Origin of the sequence: Burkholderia sp. HMSC10F09, assembly GCF_001806955.1 — a bacterium.
Taxonomy (GTDB): Bacteria; Pseudomonadota; Gammaproteobacteria; order Burkholderiales; family Burkholderiaceae; genus Burkholderia; species Burkholderia multivorans.
Genome location: NZ_KV786708.1, coordinates 1 through 4,039 on the forward strand (window position 1 = coordinate 1; position 4,039 = coordinate 4,039).

The following is a 4,039-nucleotide window of genomic DNA, read 5'->3' on the forward strand; positions in this document are numbered from 1 at the left end:
CGGCGAGCGCGGCGCGCAATGCACCGGTTTCGCCGGTCAGCGCGGCAACGCGCCGTGCGTCGCGCACGCGGAGCACGCCGATTGCGGCCAGCACGACGACGAAACCGGATGCGAGCGCCGCGGCGATCGCGATCGTCCACACGCTCACGATCGCTCCGCGGTACTGAAGCGTGCGCCGATGCCGGCGTCGGCCGGCTGCCGTGCGGCGTCGGCCGCGTGTCCGTCGCCGTGCGCGTGGCCGTCCGCCGCGAAACGCGCGGGCAGCGACACGATCGTCTCGAACGCACGATACGGCGCGCCGACGCACGCGTCGGTAAAGCGCAGCACGATGTCGCCGCCGTCGCGTTTCAGGAAGTTACGCACCGCGTCCATCCCGACGCCACGTCCCGACACCTCGGTCACCGCGCGCGCGGTGGAGAAGCCAGGCCGGAAGATCAGTTCGGCGACCGCCTCGTCCGACAGCACGGGCCCATCCGCGTCGAGCCAGCCGCGTTCGTGCGCGATCGCGCGAATGCGGTCTAGCGCAAGCCCGCGGCCGTCGTCGCGCAGCACGAAGCGCAGCGCCTCTGCATCGACGTCGACTGCGACGTCGATCGTGCCCGCCGCCGGCTTGCCGGCCGCACGGCGCTCGTCGGACGTCTCGATCCCGTGATCGATCGCATTGCGCATCAGGTGCATGAAGACGTTCTTCAGCGTCGGCGCGATCTCGCTGCGCACGCGCCAGCCGCGGCTGTCGATGTGTACGACGGGCGCCGGCTTGCCGAGTTCGGTCGCGAGCGACGGCAGCGATTCGATCACGCCGCCGAGCGCGTCGCCGATCCCCTGCGTGCCGAGCTGACTCAGCATCCGGCGCACCGCATCGCGCGCCGCGCGCCAGTCGGCCGCGTTTGCCGGGTCGGCGCGATCGAGCATCCGCAGGCTTTCGCTGATATGCGCACGCTCGACCATCAGATAATCGGCCGGCGCGCCGTCGGCCGGGCCGCCGCTGCGGCCGAGCGTGACGGCGTTGATCGTCGCGTAGTGATCGATGGCTTCGCGCACGCGCGCAAGATCTTCCATCAGCGCGTCGCGGTTCCATTCGGGGCCGCTGTCCGCGCGGCGCAGCGATTCGTACGCCTGCTCGGCTTCGTGCACGATGTTGGTCAGGTGCTGCAGGCTGTACGTGCGCGCGTTGCCCTTGATCGTATGCATGTTGCGGAACAGCGCGGCGACGACCGAGTGATCCGCGCGCTCGTGCTGCCGGATCATCCGCTCGTTCTCGCTGAGAAAGCCCTTCGCGCTGTGCACGAAGTCGTGGAACTTTTCCTGGCTGATCGCGAGAATCTCGCCGATCATCTCGAGGCGGCGCTGCTGCTCGCCGGCCTGCGCGGTCAGCTCGCGAATCTCGGTCACGTCGCGCACGCACAGCATCAGCCGCACGACCGTATCGCTCTCGTCGGTGATCGCCGACCAGCTCAGATCGAGCCACTTGTGACGGCCGTCCGGCATCCGTTTCGCGACTTCGTTTACGAGCAGATGCTCGTTGAATGCGAAGTTCATGCTGTCCTCGCCGAGGCACGCGTGCACGGCCGCCTCGACCTGCGAGCGCGCGTCCGAACCGAGGTCGGAATCGTCGAACACGAGCGCCATCAGGTCGCGCCCCGCAATGTCGCGCGTCTCGAAGATCGTCTCGAGGTACGCCGAATATTCGGCATGCACGACGCCGCCGTCGACCACCGTCAGAATCCCCTGCTGCATGTTCTGCAGCATCGCCTGGATGTCGGCCGTCTTCTGCTTCAGTTGCGCGGCGTTCTCCTGGATCTTCTCGATCATCCCGTTGAACGCGACGATCGAGTGGCCGATCTCGTCCATCCGGCCGACCGGCACGCGCCGCGTGAAGTCCTGGCTCGTCGCGATCTCGCTCATCATCGTCTGCATCCGGCTCAGCGGACGCGTGATCTGCCGATACAGCACGAAGCCGAGCGCGGTCAGCAGCACGACCACCGTGCCCGCGACGCCGCCGATCGCGGTCGCCGTCGTCGACAGCATGCCGTTCAGCGCAAGGATCGCGTCGTCCTTCTGCCGGTTCTTCTCGACGCGCAGCGTGTCGACGATGCTTTCGAGTTCGTCTCGGTACTGCGCGACGTTCGCGAACAGGTATGCCTGCGCGACTTCGGCCTTGCCGGCCGTCTTCATCTTCACGGTGTCGTCGATCGCCGCGAAATAGTTCGCGGCGCTGTCCTTCGCCTGCGCGACGAGGCCCTGCTGCGCGCGGCCCACCGCCGAGCGCGCCTGCGCGTCGAGCGCCGCGCGCAACGCGGCCTCCTTCGTCTTCAGCTCGTCGGCCGCCTGCGCGACCGTGTTGGGGTCGGGCGCGTACACGAGCGTCATCGTCGCGATCTGGATGTTCTTCACGTCGGCGACGAGATCGGCCGACGCGAGTGCGCTCGGCACGATGCCCTGCGTGACCTGGCGAACCTCGGATGCGCTCTTGCGCGTCTGGTACACGGCATAGACGCCGATCGCGGACAACGCGACGAACGTCAGAACAACCAGCAACGTAATGCGATGACGAATGGTCATGTGAACTGCTCCCCGCCGCGATTCGATTTCACTCGCGCTCTGGTCTGTTGAAAGAATGTGAGCGCCGAATTATCGGGGACGGTATATGACTGTCTGATGACGCAAAATCGATCCGTCATCGACGAAAATGCAATGATTTATTGCGATCAAAAACGCTAAAGATTTTCGGCGAGTTGCCGTTAACCTCTGCCCTCCGTGTCGGGCAAAGGCGCTGCGCGCCGCACGTCGCTTGCGGTATGGCGCGGTTCAATGACTCATCGATAATCGATCGAAAATCGATTCTGCGATTATCGGCAAACGTTTTCGCATTCCCGAATACCGATTATCGCGCGGTTTTTTATCTACGGCGCGTCGGTCGTCCAATGGGCGGCACGTCGTCACGCCCCCACGTCGTCGATGTGCGCGAGGCCACTCATGCCGGAAAAGAAACGGACTCGTTCCGCCGCGCGCGTTCACGCGCGCACCGCGACGCACTAGACTGTCGGCTTCGTCCTGTTCCGGAAGCTCACGATGACCGACGTTCTGCCGCTGACCACCGATCGCGAATCCGGCCTGCAGTATCGGCTGCGCGCCGCAACCGGCACGCGCCCCGCCGCGCGCCTGTTGCTGCTGCACGGCGTGGGCGGCAACGAAACGAACCTGCTGCACGTCGCCGACGCGATCGACCCGCGCATCGAGATCGCGTTCCTGCGCGCGCCGCTCGGCTTCGGTCCCGGCCAGCATGCATGGTTTCCGGTGCGCTTCGGGCCGAACGGCCCTGAGATCGATCCCGCGCGCGCGAACGCGAGCCGCCTGAAACTGATCGCGCTGCTGCACGCGTTCCGCGCGCAGGACGGCGCGGATGCCGCGCTGCCGACCGTGATCGCCGGCTTCAGCCAGGGCGGCATCATGAGCGCGAGCGTCGCGCTCACGTCGCCGGCCGACGTCGTCGGCTTCGCGGTGCTCTGCGGACGCATCCTGCCCGAGATCGATCCGCTGATCGCGCCGCGCGACGCACTGCGTTCGCTGCACGCGCTGATCCTGCACGGCGACGCGGACGACAAGCTGCCCGTCACGTGGGCCGAAACGGCCGACACGAAATTGACTGCGCTCGGCGTCGCGCACGACATGCGGCGCTATGCGGCCGGACACGAACTGACGGCCGACATGGTGCGCGATTTCGGCCGGTGGGTCGGCGAGCGCGTGGGGTTGAGCTAACTTCGTCTCCGCGCGATGCGTGCGCGTCGCGCCGATGTCGGGTGGCGCGATGCTGCACGCATGCGATCGCGCGCAGTGCCTCACGCGTCAAGAATCGACGATCGCGCAACGCCGGCCCCGCTTCGGCACGCTCGCATGCAACATCGATCCTGTTAGCCGCGACGATCGCAGCGGAACGACACGCGTCGCTCACCACGGCAGCGAATACGTCTTCACGTTCGTGAAGCTCTTCATCGCCTCCTGCACACCTTCCTTGTAGCCGAGCCCCGAATCCTTCACG

2 protein-coding genes are annotated in these 4,039 nt (G+C 66.6%); one reads left to right on the top strand and one right to left on the bottom strand.

Going from position 1 to position 4,039, the window contains the following annotated elements; all coding sequences use genetic code 11:
- Window positions 1-144 precede the first annotated feature (144 nt).
- Window positions 145-2,562: an MCP four helix bundle domain-containing protein gene (locus HMPREF3115_RS14110; protein ID WP_070554822.1), complete on the bottom strand. Its 2,418-nt coding sequence runs from the start codon at window positions 2,560-2,562 to the stop codon at window positions 145-147.
- A 510-nt stretch (window positions 2,563-3,072) separates the two neighbouring features.
- On the opposite strand from HMPREF3115_RS14110, the gene HMPREF3115_RS14115 reads away from it, so the two are divergent.
- Window positions 3,073-3,759: an alpha/beta hydrolase gene (locus tag HMPREF3115_RS14115; protein WP_070554824.1), complete on the top strand. Its 687-nt coding sequence runs from the start codon at window positions 3,073-3,075 to the stop codon at window positions 3,757-3,759.
- Window positions 3,760-4,039: the final 280 nt, after the last annotated feature.